Here is a 16,862-nt window from a genome sequence, read left to right as displayed (position 1 = left end):
CGGATACGGCTTTAAAGCTCTTATGATGAATCCGGCTAAAGTTCGGATCAGGTATTCATCGATTCGAAGAAATCCGAATTGTTCTTGGTCTGCTTCAGCTTGTCGATCAGGAATTCGATGGCGTCCATCGTACCCATCGGCGCGAGAATACGGCGAAGAACGAAAATCTTCTGCAGATCCTGACGCGGCACCAGCAGGTCTTCCTTACGCGTACCGGATTTCAGAATATCCAGTGCCGGGAAGATGCGCTTGTCGGCAACCTTGCGGTCGAGCACGATTTCCGAGTTACCGGTACCCTTGAATTCTTCGAAGATGACTTCATCCATACGGCTGCCGGTATCGATCAGCGCAGTCGCGATAATGGTCAGCGAACCGCCTTCTTCGATGTTGCGAGCGGCGCCGAAGAAGCGCTTCGGGCGCTGCAGCGCGTTGGCATCCACACCACCCGTCAGAACCTTACCGGAGGAGGGAACAACCGTGTTGTAGGCACGGCCGAGGCGCGTGATGGAATCGAGCAGGATGACGACGTCACGACCATGTTCGACCAGGCGCTTCGCCTTTTCGATGACCATCTCGGCGACCTGCACGTGACGAACGGCCGGTTCATCGAAGGTAGAGGACACAACCTCACCCTTCACCGAACGCTGCATGTCGGTCACTTCTTCCGGACGCTCATCGATCAGGAGAACGATCAGGTAGCATTCCGGATGGTTTGCCGTGATGGAATGGGCGATGTTTTGAAGCAGAACGGTCTTACCGGTGCGTGGCGGCGCGACGATCAATCCGCGCTGACCCTTGCCGAGTGGTGCAACGAGATCGATCACACGCGACGACAGGTCCTTCGAGGTCGGAACATCCAGTTCCATCTTGAAGCGCTCATTCGGATAAAGCGGCGTCAGATTGTCGAAGTGAACCTTGTGGCGGATCTTTTCCGGATCGTCGAAATTGATCGTATTGACCTTGAGGAGCGCGAAATAACGTTCGCCTTCCTTGGGGCCGCGGATCGGGCCTTCGACTGTATCGCCGGTCTTCAGCGAGAAGCGGCGGATCTGCGACGGCGAGATATAGATATCGTCCGGACCGGGAAGATAGTTTGCATTTGCGGATCGCAGGAACCCGAAACCGTCCTGCAGGACTTCAACGACGCCCTCGCCGATGATTTCGATGTCCTGGCTCGCGAGAACCTTAAGGATTGCGAACATGAGCTCCTGCTTGCGCATGGTGCTCGCATTTTCAACTTCCAGGGATTCGGCAAAAGTCAGCAAGTCGGTAGGCGATTTGCTCTTAAGTTCCTGAAGCTTCATTTCAGCCATGAAGAGAAGACCGTTTGATAATGTAATGTCGGGGGAGGGCGTGTTCGCGAATCAGATGCTGTGGGAGATACCGCAGATGACTGAATAATTCACATGCCACGAAGATGAGTGGCCCGAAAATAGCGATTGAACACGGCCGCTGCAAGAGGAAAGCACGAATTCCGCGAAATTTATCGTCGCACCGTCTTAACCGAAGGGTTTCACAACCACAAGTATGACGATGAGGATCATCAGCACCGTCGGAACCTCGTTCATCAACCGCCAGTGACGGGCAGGCCGCGTATTTTCATCCCGCGTGAAACGTTTTGCGCTGCGCGTGAAATAAACATGGGTCACAGTCAGAAGCACCACCAGCGCGATCTTTGCATGCAGCCAGCCACCGGAAAAACCATAAACCGACCAGGCGAGATAAAGTCCCAATAGCCAGGATATCATCATCGCCGGGTTCATGATCACCTTGATCAGCCGCTGCTCCATCACCTTGAAGGTTTCTGACTGCTGCGAACCGGCGGGCGCATCGGTGTGGTAGATGAAGAGCCGTGGTAGGTAAAAAATCGCCGCCATCCAGGAAATGACGGCGATGATATGCAGCGCCTTGATCCAGAGATAGAGATCGGCCGGATCGGCATAAAATAACAGGGCGACGAAGGCAGCAAAGACACCGAGCGCGATGCCGGCGCGCAAAGCCGCCCGGTTTCCGGAACGGATGGAGGTCTGTTTTTCGCCGCTCATGCCCCGGCTCCGCGGGAGCGCACCCGCTGCACCAGCCGGGTGACGTTTTCCGGGTCGGCATGCGGAGTGATGCCATGGCCGAGATTGAATATCAGCGGACCCTGTGCAAGAGCCTGCAGCACGGCATCTATACCATCCTGTAACGCCTTCCCTCCTGCCACCATCAGCATGGGGTCGAGATTGCCCTGCACGGGCCCTTCCTTCTGCAAGTCCCTGGCAAAGCTCAGCGGCACCGACCAGTCGAGCCCGATTGCGTCGGCGCCCGTCTTGCGACGATAATCCTTGAGAAGATAACCAGCCCCCTTGGCGAAGGCGATGATTTTTGCCGAAGGCCGACGGGCGCGCACCGATGCGATAATGCGGGCAACGGGTTTTATCGCATAGTCCTCAAATTCCTTTTCACCGAGAACACCGGCCCAGGAATCGAAGATTTGAACCGCATCCGCGCCTGCATCGATCTGGGCGACCAGATAATCGGCGGAAACGTCGGCAAGGAAAGCCAGCAGCTTTTCCATGGCCACCGGCTCCTGATAACCGAATAGTCGCGCCGGGGCCTGATCCGGCGTTCCGTGTCCCGCGATCATATAAGTCGCAACCGTCCACGGCGCGCCGCAAAAACCGAGAAGCGTCGTTTCATTGGGCAAAGAGGTGCGCAGACGGGAAACGGTTTCGAAAACGGGAGAAAGATGCGCCATGACATTTGTAGCATCCAGCTTCTCGATACCGCTGACATCGATCGGGTCCATGGCCGGACCTTTTCCTTCGCTGAAAGACACGTTGCGGTGAAGCGCATCCGGTATCACCAGAATATCGGAAAAGAGAATGGCGGCATCTAGCCCGAACCGGCGAATGGGTTGGAGAGTAACCTCCGTCGCCAGTTCGGGATTATAACAGAGATCGAGGAAACTACCGGCGCTCTTACGCGTTTCCCTGTACTCGGGAAGATAACGCCCAGCCTGTCGCATCAGCCATATGGGCGGCGGTGTGACCGTCTGCCCGTTCAACACCGTCATAACCTTGCGTTCGCTCATGGCACCCAGCTTCTAAAAAATAAAATCAAAGAGATTTAAAAGATTTTCTATTTCTTAGAGTCTGTGGGTAGCAAGGATTAAAATCATTCCAGTCGAAATGCCGCAGCCGCAAAGTTTCAAGCGTGCCTGCGGATGTTATCGGCGCGCTTGCTTTGGAATAATCGGGATAATAGAAATTTTATAAATAATTTCAGTTATTTATGACGAACCAGGAAAACAGGACGACTGTGGATAATCTGGGGAAAATTTTGAACGGTTTCACGTTCTTCCAACAATTCACAGGCACGTCGGAGACGATTGAAGCCACTTGCGGATTGTGGAAAAACACCACCTTATTCACGTCGCGGTTCGACCCGCAGGACAATTCAGAGATTTGTCCCGGTTTATCAACAGCGGGAGAAAAACAGCGTGGAGAACAAAAAAAGCTTCTTCCATCTGCACCTGATTTCGGACTCGACGGGAGAGACTCTGATGTCGGCCGGTCGGGCCGTTTCGGCACAGTTCCACGCTTCCATGCCGGTGGAACATGTCTATCCGATGATTCGAAACCAGAAACAGCTCGCACAGGTCGTTGATCTCATCGACAAGGAACCGGGCATTGTTCTCTATACGATCGTCGACCAGCAGCTGGCCGAGTTTCTGGACCTGCGGTGCCATGCGATCGGGGTGCCCTGCGTAAATGTCCTTGAACCCATCATCGGCATCTTCCAGACCTATCTAGGTGCGCCGTCCAGACGGCGGGTGGGCGCGCAACATGCCTTGAATGCGGATTATTTTGCGCGGATCGAGGCGCTCAATTTCGCCATGGATCATGATGACGGGCAAATGCCCGAAACTTATGACGAAGCCGATATCGTCATCATCGGCATCAGCCGCACCTCAAAAACACCGACCAGCATCTATCTCGCCAACAGGGGAATAAAGACCGCCAATATACCGGTCGTTCCCAATGTGCCTTTGCCCGACAGCCTCTACGCGGCCACGCGACCGCTGATCGTCGGGCTGGTCGCGACATCGGACCGAATATCGCAGGTGCGTGAAAACCGGGAACTCGGCGCGACGGGCGGATTTGACAGCGGCCGCTACACGGACCGCGCCACCATTATGGAAGAGCTGAAATATGCGCGAGCGCTCTGCGCCCGCAACAATTGGCCGCTGATCGATGTCACGCGCCGCTCCATCGAGGAAACGGCGGCGGCGATCCTTGCCCTTCGTTCGAGGACACGATAATCCGAATCGCACCATTCGGAGCAGACAGTCGATGCAACAAGAATTGATTCTCGCCTCGTCCAGCGCATCCCGCCAGATGCTGATGCGCAATGCGGGGCTGACATTTTCGGCCATCCCCGCGGATATTGACGAACGTGCGCTCGATGAACAGCTGGAACGAGACGGCGCCAGTCCGGAAGAGGTTGCACTGGAACTCGCCAGGGCCAAGGCTCTTGCGGTTGGCGCGCTTTATCCGGAAGCACTGGTCCTCGGCTGCGACCAGACCATGGCGCTCGGCACCCGCGTTTATCACAAGCCGAAAACCATGGCGGAGGCCGAAGCGCATCTGCTGTCATTGTCCGGCAAGGTCCATCGCCTGAACAGCGCTGCCGTTCTCGTCCGACATGGCGAAGTCGTGTGGCAGATCGTTTCCAGCGCCGAGCTGACCGTTCGGACTTTAAGCGCCGAATTTGTCTCCCGCCACCTGCAACGGGTGGGAGAAAAGGCCCTGAGCAGCGTCGGCGCGTATCAGCTCGAAGGAGAGGGAATCCAGCTATTCACCTCGATCGAAGGCGATTATTTCACGATTCTCGGCCTGCCGCTTCTGCCGCTTTTATCGAAACTGCGCGACATGGATGTCATCGATGGCTGATTCACGTGAAACATTAACCATAAACGCCTTCGTTGTCGGCTATCCGATCAAGCATTCGCGATCGCCTATTATCCATTCCTACTGGCTGAAGAAATTCGGCATTGCCGGTTCCTATAAGGCCGTGGAAATCTCTCCGGACGATTTCGCGAATTTCATTGCAACGCTGAAGCAGGGCAAGCCGGGCACGGCCGTCGGCGGCAATGTCACCATTCCCCATAAGGAAGCGGCTTATTGGCTGGCAGACAGACCAGATGCTCTGGCGGAAGAACTCGGCGCTGCCAACACTGTCTGGATGGAGGAGGGTGAGCTTCACGCTACCAATACGGATGGTTATGGTTTCGTCTCCAATCTCGATGAGCGGCATCCGGGCTGGGACAGGACAGAGCGAGCAGTGGTTCTGGGTGCCGGCGGCGCTAGTCGAGCGGTCATTCAGTCGCTGCGTGATCGAGGCATCGCCGAAATCCACGTCCTCAACCGTACCGTCGAACGGGCGTGCGAACTGGCCGACCGTTTTGGGTCGCGGGTTTTTGCCCATTCCCAGGCAGCGCTTCATGAGGTCATGCAGGGTGCCGGACTTTTCGTGAATACGACGTCGCTCGGCATGGATGGAACGGAAGCGCCACATATTGATTTTTCGCCGCTGGCAGATCAGGCCGTCGTAACCGATATCGTCTATGTGCCGTTGAAAACACCGATCCTGAGAATGGCGGAAGAGCAGGGCGTCGCAACCGTCGATGGGCTCGGCATGCTGCTTCATCAGGCTAAACCCGGTTTCAAGCGATGGTTCGGCAAAACGCCGGAAGTCGATGAGGCCCTGCGTTCGCTCATCATCGAGGATATGGAGAAACATTGATGATCGTCATCGGTCTCACCGGCTCGATTGGAATGGGAAAAACGACGACGGCGAAGCTGTTTGCCGGGGAAGGAGTTCCGGTTCTCGATTCGGATGAGGTCGTGCACGGGCTTTACCGGGCGGAAGCCGCCCCGCTGATCGAAGCGGCCTTTCCGGGCACCACCGTTTCCGGTGCGGTGGACAGGCAGAAACTCGGTGAGATCTTGCGGCAGAATCCGGCTAATTTCAGCAGACTGGAAGAGATCGTGCATCCGCTGGTGCGTGGAAGGCAGGAGGCGTTTCTGGCGCAGGCGAGGACAGAGGATCGGCAATTCGCCCTCCTCGATATTCCGCTGCTGTTCGAAACCGGGGCGGAAAGCCGGGTCGATAAAGTCGTTGTCGTCAGTTGCGCGCCGGAGATTCAGCGAGAGCGGGTTTTATCCCGACCTGGAATGACGGAAGAGAAATTCGAAATGATCCTCGCCCGGCAGATGCCCGACGCCGAAAAGCGCCGGCGTGCCGATTTTATCGTCGATTCCGGAAATGGTGTCGAAGCGGCACGGGATCAGGTAAGACAGATTCTGCAGAAACTGGCCGCTCAGTCGCGCCCCGGAGAGATGAATGCGTGAGATCATTTTCGATACGGAAACCACGGGCCTTGAATCGAAGCTGGACCGCGTGATTGAAATCGGCGGCATCGAGCTGATCAATCACTTTCCCACCGGCCGCACGCTGCATCTCTACATCAGCCCGGAAGATCGCAAGGTTCACCCCGACGCACTTGCCGTTCACGGGATTACCGACGAGTTTCTGAAGGATAAACCCAAATTCGCCGAGGTCGTCGACCAGATTCGCGACTTCTTCGAGGGCGCGCGCTGGGTGGCGCATAACGCCACATTCGATATGGGCTTCATCAACGCGGAATTCGCCCGTCTCGGCATTGAGCCAGTTGCTGCCGATCTGGTGACGGATACGCTTTCGCTCGCCCGTCGCAAGCACCCCATGGGACCGAACTCGCTGGACGCACTTTGCCGGCGTTACGGTATCGACAATTCCCACCGTACCAAGCACGGCGCTCTTCTCGACTCCGAGCTGCTCGCCGAAGTTTATATTGAAATGATCGGCGGGCGCCAGACGGCGCTCGGTTTCGGTTCCGCCGCCAAGCAGGAAACCATCATCGTCGAGGAAGACGTTGCGCTTGAGCCACTGCAAAGGCCGCGGGCTTTGCCCTCGAGGCTGGATGCCGAAACGGTCGCGGCCCATGGTAAACTCGTTCTTGGCATGGGCGATAAGGCGATCTGGAACCGTTATCAGAATTGATGCCTGTCCAGGCACCGGAAACTGTGAATGCCGTCAAAGAAAAACCCGGGCATGAACCCGGGTTTTGTTTTGTCTGAATTCTGCAGCGCAGAGCCGCGTCACTTAGTTCGGTACGGCCTGAACCTTGGCCTTTGCCTGTTCCTCGGCAACGCGCTGGGCGAACATCTGCGCAAAATCTATCGGATCGATCATCAGCGGCGGGAAACCGCCATTGCGGGTAACGTCCGCAATGATCTGGCGCGCGAAGGGGAACAGCAGGCGCGGGCATTCGATGAACAGCACCGGCAGCATATGTTCCTGCGGGAAGCCGGCGATGCGGAACACGCCGCCATAAACCAGCTCGGCCGCGAACAGCACCTTGTCGCCATCCTTGGCTTCAGCATTCAGCGTCAGGACAACATCGAAATCCGAACCCGAGATCGGGTTTGCATTGACGTTGACATTGATGTTGATCGACGGCGCATTATCACGGGCCTGAAGCGAGCGAGGAGCACCCGGATTTTCGAAGGAAAGATCCTTGATGTACTGGGCAAGAATGTTGAGGGAAGGACTTACTGCGCCCTGTGCACCATTTTCAGCGGTCATTACATTTCCTCACGGCGTGAATTCGTGGAAGGCGGTCTATCATTTCGACCCGGGCCTTACAACCCTTCGTGATTGGGTCATCGCGACCCATTCCGCCCGGGATCAGGGTTTGGGCAGATCGCGATCGTCCGGGTTGCGCGACCATGGCGAACCCTCTGGCTCTTCGCGATGAAACTCCTCCTCGTCGAGATCCACCACCTTCGAATTGCGCGCATGTCCCGGATCATTCCGAAAGCCGGAAAAATCACCGGGCTGAGGACCGGATTGCTGGCCGGATTGCCGAAACGAACCCGCAACGACGACGCGCGGCCCGAAGGCTTTCCAGAAAAAGCGCCGCACGCTGGGCGAGAGAAGCAGAAGGCCGAGAATGTCGGTAATGAAACCGGGAATGAAGAGCAGGATCCCGGCAACAACGCGCATGGCGCCATTCACCAGCTCATCCGCCGGCTGCGCACCGGTACGTCCCGCATCCTGAAGATTTCTCACCATGCCGATGCCGCCGAGCCGCAGGATGAGCAACCCCAGAAACGAGGTGAACAGGACAAGCGCCAATGTCAGCCACAAACCGATTGCCTTGCCGACGATGATGAAACCGGCAATTTCGAGGATGGGCATCATCAGGATGACGATGGGGAGAAAGGAAAAACGCATCTTCTAGCCTTGCGTGTGCATCTCTGGCAGATTGCCGGTTCCCGGGACACCGATGATTGAATCTGCACATTTGAATGATGATAAGATGCAGACTATATGATGGTGAGGTTTTCGAATTTAAATGGCGGTTTTGGTAAAAGATGGGCTTCAGCGACTTTATCACATTGTTTTTTCTCGTTGCAGCGGTGCTGATCTTCTTTCAGCTGCGCAGTGTCCTCGGTCGCCGCACGGGCAATGAGAAGCCGCCATTCGACCCCTATAGCCCGCGAGATGTGGCGAAGGGTCCCGTTGCAGACGATAACAAGGTCGTGACCCTGCCAAGGCGCAGCGAGGGTGACGAAGAAAACCGTTTTGCCGAGGCGGATGCACTTGCCCCCGTCGATACGCCACTCAATGCGTCGCTGCGTGAGGTGATGACCAGGGACCCGTCCTTTGGGCCGAAGGAGTTCCTGAACGGCGCCCGCATGGCCTATGAAATGATTGTCATGGGCTTTGCCGATGGCGACCGCAAGACGCTCAAGAACCTTCTGTCGAAGGAGGTTTTCGACGGTTTCGAGGCTGCCATTTCCGAGAGGGAAGGTCGGGGCGAGGTGGTGAAGTCCACCTTCGTGGGTATCGAGAAGGCAGATATCACCCAGGCCAGTGTGCGTGATTCCGAAGTGCAGATCACGCTGAGGATCGTCAGCCAGCTGATTTCGGCGACCTATGACAGGGATGGCAAGCTGGTGGATGGCGATCCGGATGCGGTTGCGGAGGTGGATGACATCTGGACCTTCTCGCGCGATATCCGCTCGCGCGATCCGAACTGGAAGCTGATCGCTACCGAATCCGAGCAATGACCGCGCCCTTTTCGATCGAAGAAGTTTCTTTCAGCGACCTGCCCGGATGGCGGCAAGACGATCCGGGCAAGCTTTTTCCGGCGATGGCGACAATCCTGTCGCATCTTCGGAATGCGAAACCCTACAGGACCGGCGCGCTCGGGGTCACGGCGGCGGAACTGGTCTCGCTTCTGGAAAGCGCAGAGAAAAACCAGACAAGCGACCCGGAGCAGGCGCGACGGTTTTTCGAAACCAATTGCGTGCCTTTCAGGATTTCTCCAGCTCAGGGAAAAAGCGGTTTCGTGACCGCTTTTTACGAACCCGAACTGGAAGTGTCGTCTGAGCCCGACGACATCTGGCGTTATCCGATTTACCGCCGGCCGTCGGAGCTGGTGGATATCGACGACGCCAATCGTCCTGCCGGTTTCGATACGTCCTATGCTTTCGGCAGGGAGGATGAAAACGGTATTTCCTATTTTCCCGACCGTCGGGAGATCGATGAAGGGTATCTGGAGGGCAGGGGCCTTGAGATTGCCTGGGCAAGATCGAAGGTCGATCTGTTTTTCGTTCATATGCAGGGTGCGGCGCGTCTGGTGTTTCCCGACGGCGCGGTAAAGCGTATCACCTATGCGGCCAAGGCCGGGCATGCTTTTTCGCCGATTGGCCGTCTGCTTCTCGAACGCGGCGAACTCGATCCGAAAACCGTGTCGATGCAGACGATCCGCAAATGGCTCGCTGACCATCCGGATGAGGTGGATGGGGTACTATGGCATAACCGTTCCTATATTTTTTTCAGGGAGGTGGATGTCGCCGATCAGGACATGGGGCCGATTGCAGCTGCTAAAGTTCCGTTGATTGCGGGGCGAGCGCTTGCGGTGGACAGGCTCATCCACACGTTCGGGCTTCCCTTCTTCATCCATGCGCCGTCGCTTACCCATCTCGATGACGGAAAACCTTTCGCGCGTCTGATGCTGGCGCTCGATACCGGCTCGGCCATCGTTGGTCCCGCGCGTGGCGATATTTTCACCGGCTCCGGTTTCGAAGCGGGAGAGCTGGCCGGTACGGTGCGCAATGAGGCCGATTTTTATATACTGATACCGCAGGTGGCTGCGCAGAGGTATAGGCGATGAAGAGCAGTCGCAAGCTCGGCAAGGAAGAGCGCATTCTGTGGGGAAAGGTCGCAAAAACCACGCGGCCGATCTCCGGCAGACTGGAAGACCTGCTGGCTTTCGATGACATAGAGGAGCCTCCGGTGGAGCCCGATGTTCCGCAGGCCGGCAAAGTCGCATTTCCGCGCATGCTTTTGGAGCCGGCCGAGCCGTCGCCACCGGCTCCGGACAAGAAGCCGAAGATTCATCAGCCGATGGAAAAACCGGTCAAACGCAAGCTCACCCGTGGCCGGCTGCCGCTGGAAGGGCGGATCGATCTGCACGGTATGTTCCAGAGCGAAGCCCATGCGGTGCTGCTTGATTTTCTGTTGCGCGCGCATGAGCGCGGTCTGAGGCATGTGCTCGTCATAACAGGTAAGGGCCGCTCCATCGGCAGCGACGGCGCGTTGAAAAGAGCGGTGCCCATGTGGTTTTCCAAGCCGGAATATCGCCACCTGATTTCATCCTATGAGGATGCATCCGCCAATCATGGCGGCGACGGCGCGCTTTATGTGCGGTTGGCGCGTCGGCGGGGTGAAAAATCATGACGCCCTTTGCGGAGGCCGTGCGGCAACTTCGCGAGCGCAAGGGCGTGACGCAGAAGGAAATGGCCGCCGCAATCGGCGTATCGCCGGCCTATCTTTCCGCGCTGGAGCATGGCAAGCGCGGCAAGCCGAGCTTCGATCTCCTCCAGCGCATCGCCGGATATTTCAACATCATCTGGGATGAGGCGGAGGAATTGTTCTTTCTGGCCGGTTCTTCCGACCCGAAAGTGGTGATCGACACCATCGGCCTGCCGCCGCAATATACGGCTTTCGCCAACCGGCTGGCACGGGATATTCGCAAGCTGCCGCTGAGTGTGGTAGAGGAACTGTCAGCCGTGCTGCAAAAAAGCCGTTCTTGCGATTGAAACCCCTCTATCCCCTGCTTTATGCAGCATCCTGAAGCATGCGGCCTTTGGGATTGGGTGTAGAATTTCTATAGTCGCATGTCGGATTTGAGTGATTCGCTGGCTTCAGGCCTTCTCACTGGAAACCTGGCCCGAGAAAACTTTGGAAAGAGTATTTATGACCGAAACATCGTCAAGCGAAGTCGGCGCGAACGCGGAATATGGAGCCGATTCGATCAAGGTCCTCAAGGGCCTTGATGCCGTGCGCAAACGGCCCGGCATGTATATCGGCGACACCGATGACGGTTCCGGCTTACATCACATGGTCTACGAAGTCGTTGACAACGCCATCGATGAAGCGCTTGCCGGTCATGCCGATCTGGTGACGGTGACGCTGAACGCCGATGGCTCCGTGACGGTGACGGATAACGGACGCGGCATTCCGACCGACATCCATTCTTCCGAAGGCGTTTCCGCCGCCGAAGTCATCATGACCCAGCTGCATGCGGGCGGCAAATTCGACCAGAACTCTTACAAGGTGTCAGGCGGCCTGCATGGCGTCGGCGTCTCCGTGGTCAATGCGCTTTCCGTCTGGCTGAAGCTCAGAATCCGCCGCAACGGCAAGCTGCACGAAATCGGCTTCACCCATGGTGTCGCCGATGCGCCGCTTTCCGTCATTGGCGAATATGAAGGCCGCTCCGGCACGGAAGTGACCTTCCTCGCGAGCCCTGAAACCTTCACCATGACGGACTACGATTACGGAACGCTGGAGCATCGCCTGCGCGAACTCGCATTCCTGAATTCCGGCGTCCGCATCCTGCTCACCGACAAGCGCCATTCCGATATCAAGCAGGAAGAGCTGCTGTATGATGGCGGTCTCGAAGCCTTCGTTCGTTATCTCGATCGTGCCAAGAAGCCGCTGGTGGACAAGCCAGTCGCCATCAAGGGCGAAAAGGACGGTATCACTGTCGAGGTCGCGCTGTGGTGGAACGATAGCTACCATGAAAACGTGCTGTGTTTTACCAACAACATTCCCCAGCGCGACGGCGGCACCCATATGGCCGGTTTCCGCGCGGCGCTGACCCGTCAGGTGACCTCCTATGCCGAAACCTCGGGCATCCTGAAAAAGGAAAAGGTGAGCCTGCAGGGTGAGGACTGCCGTGAAGGTCTGACGGCCATTCTTTCCGTCAAGGTTCCCGATCCCAAGTTTTCCTCGCAGACGAAAGACAAGCTCGTGTCGTCCGAGGTGCGTCCGGTCGTGGAAAGCCTTGTCAACGAAGCGCTCTCCACCTGGCTGGAAGAACACCCTTCCGACGCAAGAATCCTCGTGGGCAAGGTCGTGGAAGCGGCGGTCGCCCGCGAAGCTGCCCGCAAGGCGCGCGAACTGACGCGCCGCAAGGGCGCACTCGATATCGCCTCTCTGCCCGGCAAGCTAGCCGACTGCTCCGAGCGTGATCCGGCGAAATCCGAACTCTTCCTCGTTGAGGGTGACTCCGCTGGCGGTTCGGCCAAGCAGGGCCGCTCGCGCGAAACCCAGGCGATCCTGCCGCTGCGCGGCAAGATCCTGAACGTCGAACGTGCCCGTTTCGACAAGATGTTGTCCAGCCAGGAAATCGGCACGCTGATTACGGCGCTCGGTACCTCCATCGGCAAGGACGAGTTCAACGCCGACAAGCTGCGTTACCACAAGATCATCATCATGACGGATGCTGACGTCGACGGCGCCCATATCCGTACCCTGCTTCTGACCTTCTTCTTCCGCCAAATGCCGGAGCTGATCGAGCGTGGCCATCTCTATATCGCCCAGCCGCCGCTTTATAAGGTCACGCGTGGCAAATCCGTGCAGTACCTCAAGGATGAAAAGGCGCTGGAAGAATACCTGATCTCCATGGGTATCGAGGAAGCGTCGCTGACGCTCGGTTCTGGCGAAGTGCGTATCGGCGCCGATCTTCGCGAGGTCATTCTGGATGCGGTGCGCATGCGCTCGCTGATCGACGGGCTGCATTCGCGTTACAGCCGCTCTATCGTGGAACAGGCCGCTATTGCCGGCGCGCTGAACCCCGAACTTTCGGCTGATGCTGCCCGCGCCGAGGAAACCGTTGCCGAAGTGGCGCGGCGTCTGGATATGATCGCGGAAGAAACCGAACGTGGCTGGTCCGGCACGGTGCTGCAGGATGGCGGCTTGCGCTTCGAGCGCATGGTGCGCGGCGTCAAGGAAGTCTCGACGCTGGATATGGGACTGCTCGGTTCGGCCGATGCCCGCCATATCGATCAGCTCGCAGCCCGCACGCGCGATATCTACGCTACGCCGCCGGTTCTGCAACGCAAGGACGGCACCATGGAACTGGCCGGTCCACGCGCGCTTCTGGATGCGATTTTCGCCGCCGGCCGCAAGGGTCTTTCCATGCAGCGCTATAAGGGCCTCGGCGAAATGAATGCCGAGCAGCTGTGGGAAACCACGCTCGACGCCAATGTTCGCTCCCTGCTGCAGGTAAGGGTGAGTGACGCGACGGACGCCGACGGTCTGTTCGCCCGCCTGATGGGCGACGAGGTGGAACCGCGCCGCGACTTCATTCAGGAAAATGCGCTGAGCGTCGCCAACCTCGACATTTAATCCTGTGGGGTTTTCGCGTAACGATTCACGTGAAACGAAAATTTAATATAAGGCCCGGCGGTCAATTTCCGTCGGGCCTTTTGTCATTCGGAGAACATCAATCACCCTTGCCGGTGAAGCGCCCTTCGAAGGCCACATCCGAAAGCGGCAGACGCTTGCTCGGCACTTCCCGCTCCGCCAGATCATCAGGGAGAACGGACTTGTCGGTCAGCGTGCCGATGGCGACCCCGGCCTCCACCTTGTAGCCTTCCGGGATGTTCAGTTTTTCAACGATCTTTTCCTTCAATATGCCAGCCATGCCATGGGCGTGGTAACCGAGCAGGTGAGCCTGCATGGCAAGCGAAAACCAGGCAGCGCCGGCATCGAAGGAATGGGTCGCGGATGGTTTTTTTTCACCGTCGCGCGAGATGTTATAGTCGCGGGAAATGACAAACAGCAGCACGGAGGCGTTTTTTGCCCAGCGCTGGTTTCCCTCCATCAGCAGTTCCACGAAGAGCGGCCAGTCTTCGCTATCCTTGTGCGCATAGACAAACCGCCATGGCTGATAGTTGGAAGCAGACGGCGCCCAGTGTGCCGCATCCAGAATGGTCATCAGATGCTGGGACGGCATGGCATGGCCATCGAAGGCGCGCGGAGACCAGCGATCGAGGAAGAGGGGATCGACGGGATATTCTGATTGCCGGGAATTGCTGTTCGTCACGGGCCATGTCCTTTTGATTGACGGGAAGGAAAAGGTATTTTTCGAAACTTGGCGCAGTCAAGGGGTGACAAGTATGAATGCATCGTTCATATATGCATCACCTTGTCAGACAACCGGGAGAGAGTTCCATGAAATTGATGCGTGTCGGCCAGCCCGGCCAGGAAAAACCTGCAATCCTTGATGCGGAAGGAAAAGTCCGCGATCTGTCCGCCCATGTCAAAGACATTGGCGGCGAAGCCATTTCTCCCGAGGGCCTGAAGAAGATCGCCGCGATCAACCTCGGCACACTTCCGGTGCTGAACGAAGAGCGCATCGGCGCCTGCGTTGCCGGAACCGGAAAATTCATCTGCATCGGCCTCAACTTTTCCGACCACGCCGCCGAAACGGGTGCCACCGTACCGCCGGAACCGGTCATTTTCATGAAGGCAACCTCGGCTATCGTCGGTCCGAATGACAACGTTACCATTCCGCGCGGTTCTGAAAAGACCGACTGGGAAGTCGAGCTCGGCGTCGTCATCGGCAAGACCGCCAAATATGTCTCGGAAGCCGATGCTCTCGATTACGTCGCGGGTTATTGCGTTTCGCATGATGTGTCCGAACGCGCCTTCCAGACGGAGCGTGCGGGGCAATGGACCAAGGGCAAGTCCTGCGACACCTTCGGTCCCATCGGCCCCTGGCTGGTGACGAAGGACGAAATCACTGACCCGCAGAACCTCGGAATGTGGCTGAAAGTGAACGGCCAGACCATGCAGGACGGCTCCAGCAAGACAATGGTGTATGGCGTCGCCCACGTTGTCTCCTACCTCAGCCAGTTCATGTCGCTGCATCCCGGCGATGTCATTTCCACCGGCACCCCTCCTGGCGTTGGCATGGGCCTGAAGCCGCCGCGTTACCTGAAGGCTGGTGACGTCGTGGAACTCGGCATTGAGGGTCTCGGTTCCCAGAAGCAGACTTTCGTCGCCGACATCTGATCGCCGGCAGGCATTCAACGAAAAGTGAGGCGCCGGCGGGAAACCGCCGGCGCCTTCGATTTTGTGCACCTGCGAAAAGCTGCTATGGTTGAAAAAAAGAGCGTGATCGCGAGGGAGGCGTCATCAGTGTTCTACCACCTCTATGAAATGAACCATGCGGCCATGGCGCCGCTGCGCGCCGGCGCCGACATGATGCGTCAGGCTTGCAACAATCCGCTCAACCCGCTTTCCAGCACGGCTTTCGGAAGAAGCCTCGATGCCGGTTTTGAGGTCTTTGAGCGCATGACGCGCCGTTACGCTAAACCGGAATTCGCTCTTTGCAGTACGATTGTCGATGGCCACACCGTCAATGTTGTCGAAGAGACCGTCTGGTCGCGTCCGTTCTGCAATCTGCTTCATTTCAAGAAAGAACTCGATCCAGCCCGCCAGTCCGATCCGAAGGTGCTGCTGGTGGCGCCGATGTCCGGCCACTACGCCACCCTGTTGCGGGGAACGGTGGAGGCCCTGCTGCCTTCGGCGGATATCTACATCACCGATTGGACCGACGCCCGCACCGTGCCGGTGAGTGAGGGCACCTTCGATCTCGATGATTACATCAGCTATGTCATCGAGATGCTGCGCGCGATCGGACCGGGGGCGCATGTGGTAGCCGTCTGTCAGCCATCCGTGCCAGTACTGGCCGCCGTTTCCCTGATGGAGGCTGATGGGGATAAATTCGCGCCGGCATCCATGACGCTGATGGGTGGTCCGATTGACACGCGCATCAATCCAACGGCTGTCAACGGTCTTGCCAAGGCGAAACCCATTGAATGGTTCCGCGACAATGTCGTCATGCAGGTGCCGTGGCCGCAGCCCGCTTTTGGCCGCAATGTCTATCCGGGCTTCCTGCAACTCTCCGGTTTCATGTCCATGAACCTCGACAAGCACATGACGGCGCACAAGGATTTTTACCTCAACCTCGTCAAGAATGACGGCGATTCCGCTGAAAAACACCGCGAATTTTACGACGAATATCTGGCCGTCATGGATCTGACGGCGGAGTTCTATCTGCAGACAGTGGAAACCGTCTTTATCGACCATGCGCTTCCGAAAGGAAACATGCTGCACCGGGGCAGGGCGGTCGATCCCGCAGCCATTCGCAACGTCGCATTGTTTACGGTGGAAGGTGAGAACGACGATATTTCCGGCGTCGGCCAGACAAAGGCCGCGCATGATCTCTGCCGGAATATCCCTGAAGACAAACGAGCCCATTACATGCAGCCGGATGTCGGGCACTACGGCGTCTTCAACGGTTCGCGCTTCCGCAAGGAAATCGTGCCGCGCATGCTGGATTTTATCCGCAAACATCAGGCAGTTTAAGGACAAGACGGCCGGCCGTGCCGCGCATTTGCATGGCC

At 57.5% G+C, this 16,862-nt stretch carries 18 protein-coding genes; 12 read left to right on the top strand and 6 right to left on the bottom strand.

The genetic code is table 11. From position 1 onward, the window contains the following. Positions 1 to 47: 47 nt before the first annotated feature. The 3 genes from rho to hemE all read right to left on the bottom strand — a co-directional run bounded on the left by rho (position 48) and on the right by hemE (position 3,076). A complete protein-coding gene (rho, locus tag ACQZ40_RS03310) occupies positions 48 to 1,313 on the bottom strand; it encodes a transcription termination factor Rho (RefSeq protein ID WP_004444236.1) in 1,266 nt (421 codons plus the stop codon). Positions 1,314 to 1,499: 186 nt separating this feature from the next. Next, positions 1,500 to 2,045 carry a protoporphyrinogen oxidase HemJ gene (gene hemJ / locus ACQZ40_RS03305; RefSeq protein WP_448747397.1) on the bottom strand — a complete coding sequence of 182 codons (546 nt, stop codon included), beginning with the start codon at positions 2,043 to 2,045 and terminating at the stop codon, positions 1,500 to 1,502. Next, a complete protein-coding gene (gene hemE, locus ACQZ40_RS03300; protein ID WP_448747396.1) occupies positions 2,042 to 3,076 on the bottom strand; it encodes a uroporphyrinogen decarboxylase in 1,035 nt (344 codons plus the stop codon). Before hemE ends, hemJ begins: the two co-directional genes overlap by 4 nt. 408 nt (positions 3,077 to 3,484) lie before the next feature. On the opposite strand from hemE, the gene ACQZ40_RS03295 reads away from it, so the two are divergent. From ACQZ40_RS03295 to dnaQ, 5 genes are read left to right on the top strand one after another with little or no spacing between them, the layout of a single operon-like run. Then, positions 3,485 to 4,306 (top strand): pyruvate, water dikinase regulatory protein, encoded by an 822-nt coding sequence (locus ACQZ40_RS03295; protein WP_003521149.1) that lies wholly within the window; start codon positions 3,485 to 3,487, stop codon positions 4,304 to 4,306. A 31-nt stretch (positions 4,307 to 4,337) separates the two neighbouring features. Further along, positions 4,338 to 4,937: a Maf-like protein gene (locus ACQZ40_RS03290; protein ID WP_443406590.1), complete on the top strand. Its 600-nt coding sequence runs from the start codon at positions 4,338 to 4,340 to the stop codon at positions 4,935 to 4,937. Next, positions 4,930 to 5,790 carry a shikimate dehydrogenase gene (locus ACQZ40_RS03285; protein WP_448747395.1) on the top strand — a complete coding sequence of 287 codons (861 nt, stop codon included), beginning with the start codon at positions 4,930 to 4,932 and terminating at the stop codon, positions 5,788 to 5,790. Before ACQZ40_RS03290 ends, ACQZ40_RS03285 begins: the two co-directional genes overlap by 8 nt. Then, the gene (gene coaE / locus ACQZ40_RS03280; protein ID WP_448747394.1) at positions 5,790 to 6,398 is read left to right on the top strand and encodes a dephospho-CoA kinase; all 609 of its coding nucleotides are present in this window, start codon (positions 5,790 to 5,792) and stop codon (positions 6,396 to 6,398) included. The genes ACQZ40_RS03285 and coaE overlap by 1 nt, the downstream gene beginning before the upstream one ends. Beyond that, a complete protein-coding gene (gene dnaQ, locus ACQZ40_RS03275; protein ID WP_065656821.1) occupies positions 6,391 to 7,089 on the top strand; it encodes a DNA polymerase III subunit epsilon in 699 nt (232 codons plus the stop codon). Before coaE ends, dnaQ begins: the two co-directional genes overlap by 8 nt. 102 nt (positions 7,090 to 7,191) lie before the next feature. Here dnaQ and secB read toward each other — a convergent pair whose 3' ends face one another. Beyond that, on the bottom strand, positions 7,192 to 7,674 hold the full coding sequence (gene secB / locus ACQZ40_RS03270) for a protein-export chaperone SecB (RefSeq protein ID WP_003521154.1): 483 nt from the start codon (positions 7,672 to 7,674) through the stop codon (positions 7,192 to 7,194). 102 nt (positions 7,675 to 7,776) lie between these two features. Then, positions 7,777 to 8,325 (bottom strand): FxsA family protein, encoded by a 549-nt coding sequence (locus ACQZ40_RS03265; RefSeq protein ID WP_271045599.1) that lies wholly within the window; start codon positions 8,323 to 8,325, stop codon positions 7,777 to 7,779. Between the two features lie 140 nt (positions 8,326 to 8,465). On the opposite strand from ACQZ40_RS03265, the gene ACQZ40_RS03260 reads away from it, so the two are divergent. The 5 genes from ACQZ40_RS03260 (at position 8,466) to gyrB (ending at position 13,794) form a co-directional block, all read left to right on the top strand. After that, on the top strand, positions 8,466 to 9,164 hold the full coding sequence (locus ACQZ40_RS03260; RefSeq protein WP_174039761.1) for a Tim44/TimA family putative adaptor protein: 699 nt from the start codon (positions 8,466 to 8,468) through the stop codon (positions 9,162 to 9,164). Continuing rightward, positions 9,161 to 10,273, top strand: a complete 1,113-nt coding sequence (gene mltA / locus ACQZ40_RS03255) for a murein transglycosylase A (protein WP_448747393.1) — start codon at positions 9,161 to 9,163, stop codon at positions 10,271 to 10,273. The genes ACQZ40_RS03260 and mltA overlap by 4 nt, the downstream gene beginning before the upstream one ends. Further along, entirely contained in the window at positions 10,270 to 10,839 is a 570-nt protein-coding gene (locus ACQZ40_RS03250; protein ID WP_271045601.1) for a Smr/MutS family protein, read from the top strand. The genes mltA and ACQZ40_RS03250 overlap by 4 nt, the downstream gene beginning before the upstream one ends. Further along, complete coding sequence (locus ACQZ40_RS03245) at positions 10,836 to 11,201, top strand: helix-turn-helix domain-containing protein (protein WP_065656816.1); 366 nt, start codon at positions 10,836 to 10,838, stop codon at positions 11,199 to 11,201. The genes ACQZ40_RS03250 and ACQZ40_RS03245 overlap by 4 nt, the downstream gene beginning before the upstream one ends. Positions 11,202 to 11,358: 157 nt before the next feature. Then, complete coding sequence (gene gyrB / locus ACQZ40_RS03240; protein WP_078052265.1) at positions 11,359 to 13,794, top strand: DNA topoisomerase (ATP-hydrolyzing) subunit B; 2,436 nt, start codon at positions 11,359 to 11,361, stop codon at positions 13,792 to 13,794. A 97-nt stretch (positions 13,795 to 13,891) separates the two neighbouring features. Here the strand turns inward: gyrB and ACQZ40_RS03235 are convergent, their stop codons facing one another. Beyond that, positions 13,892 to 14,494, bottom strand: coding sequence for a nitroreductase family protein (locus ACQZ40_RS03235; protein WP_220317788.1), 603 nt, complete (start codon positions 14,492 to 14,494; stop codon positions 13,892 to 13,894). A gap of 128 nt (positions 14,495 to 14,622) precedes the next feature. Between ACQZ40_RS03235 and ACQZ40_RS03230 the strand changes: the two genes are divergently transcribed. Together ACQZ40_RS03230 and ACQZ40_RS03225 are read left to right on the top strand one after the other, a co-directional pair. Beyond that, positions 14,623 to 15,465, top strand: coding sequence for a fumarylacetoacetate hydrolase family protein (locus ACQZ40_RS03230; RefSeq protein WP_448747392.1), 843 nt, complete (start codon positions 14,623 to 14,625; stop codon positions 15,463 to 15,465). A gap of 126 nt (positions 15,466 to 15,591) precedes the next feature. After that, positions 15,592 to 16,824 carry a polyhydroxyalkanoate depolymerase gene (locus ACQZ40_RS03225; protein WP_448747494.1) on the top strand — a complete coding sequence of 411 codons (1,233 nt, stop codon included), beginning with the start codon at positions 15,592 to 15,594 and terminating at the stop codon, positions 16,822 to 16,824. Positions 16,825 to 16,862 lie beyond the last annotated feature (38 nt).

The sequence above is a fragment of the Agrobacterium sp. 16-172Ci genome (assembly GCF_053522725.1).
The sequence above is the reverse complement of the archived record's forward strand: the minus strand, read 5'-3'. Positions and strand labels throughout refer to the sequence as shown.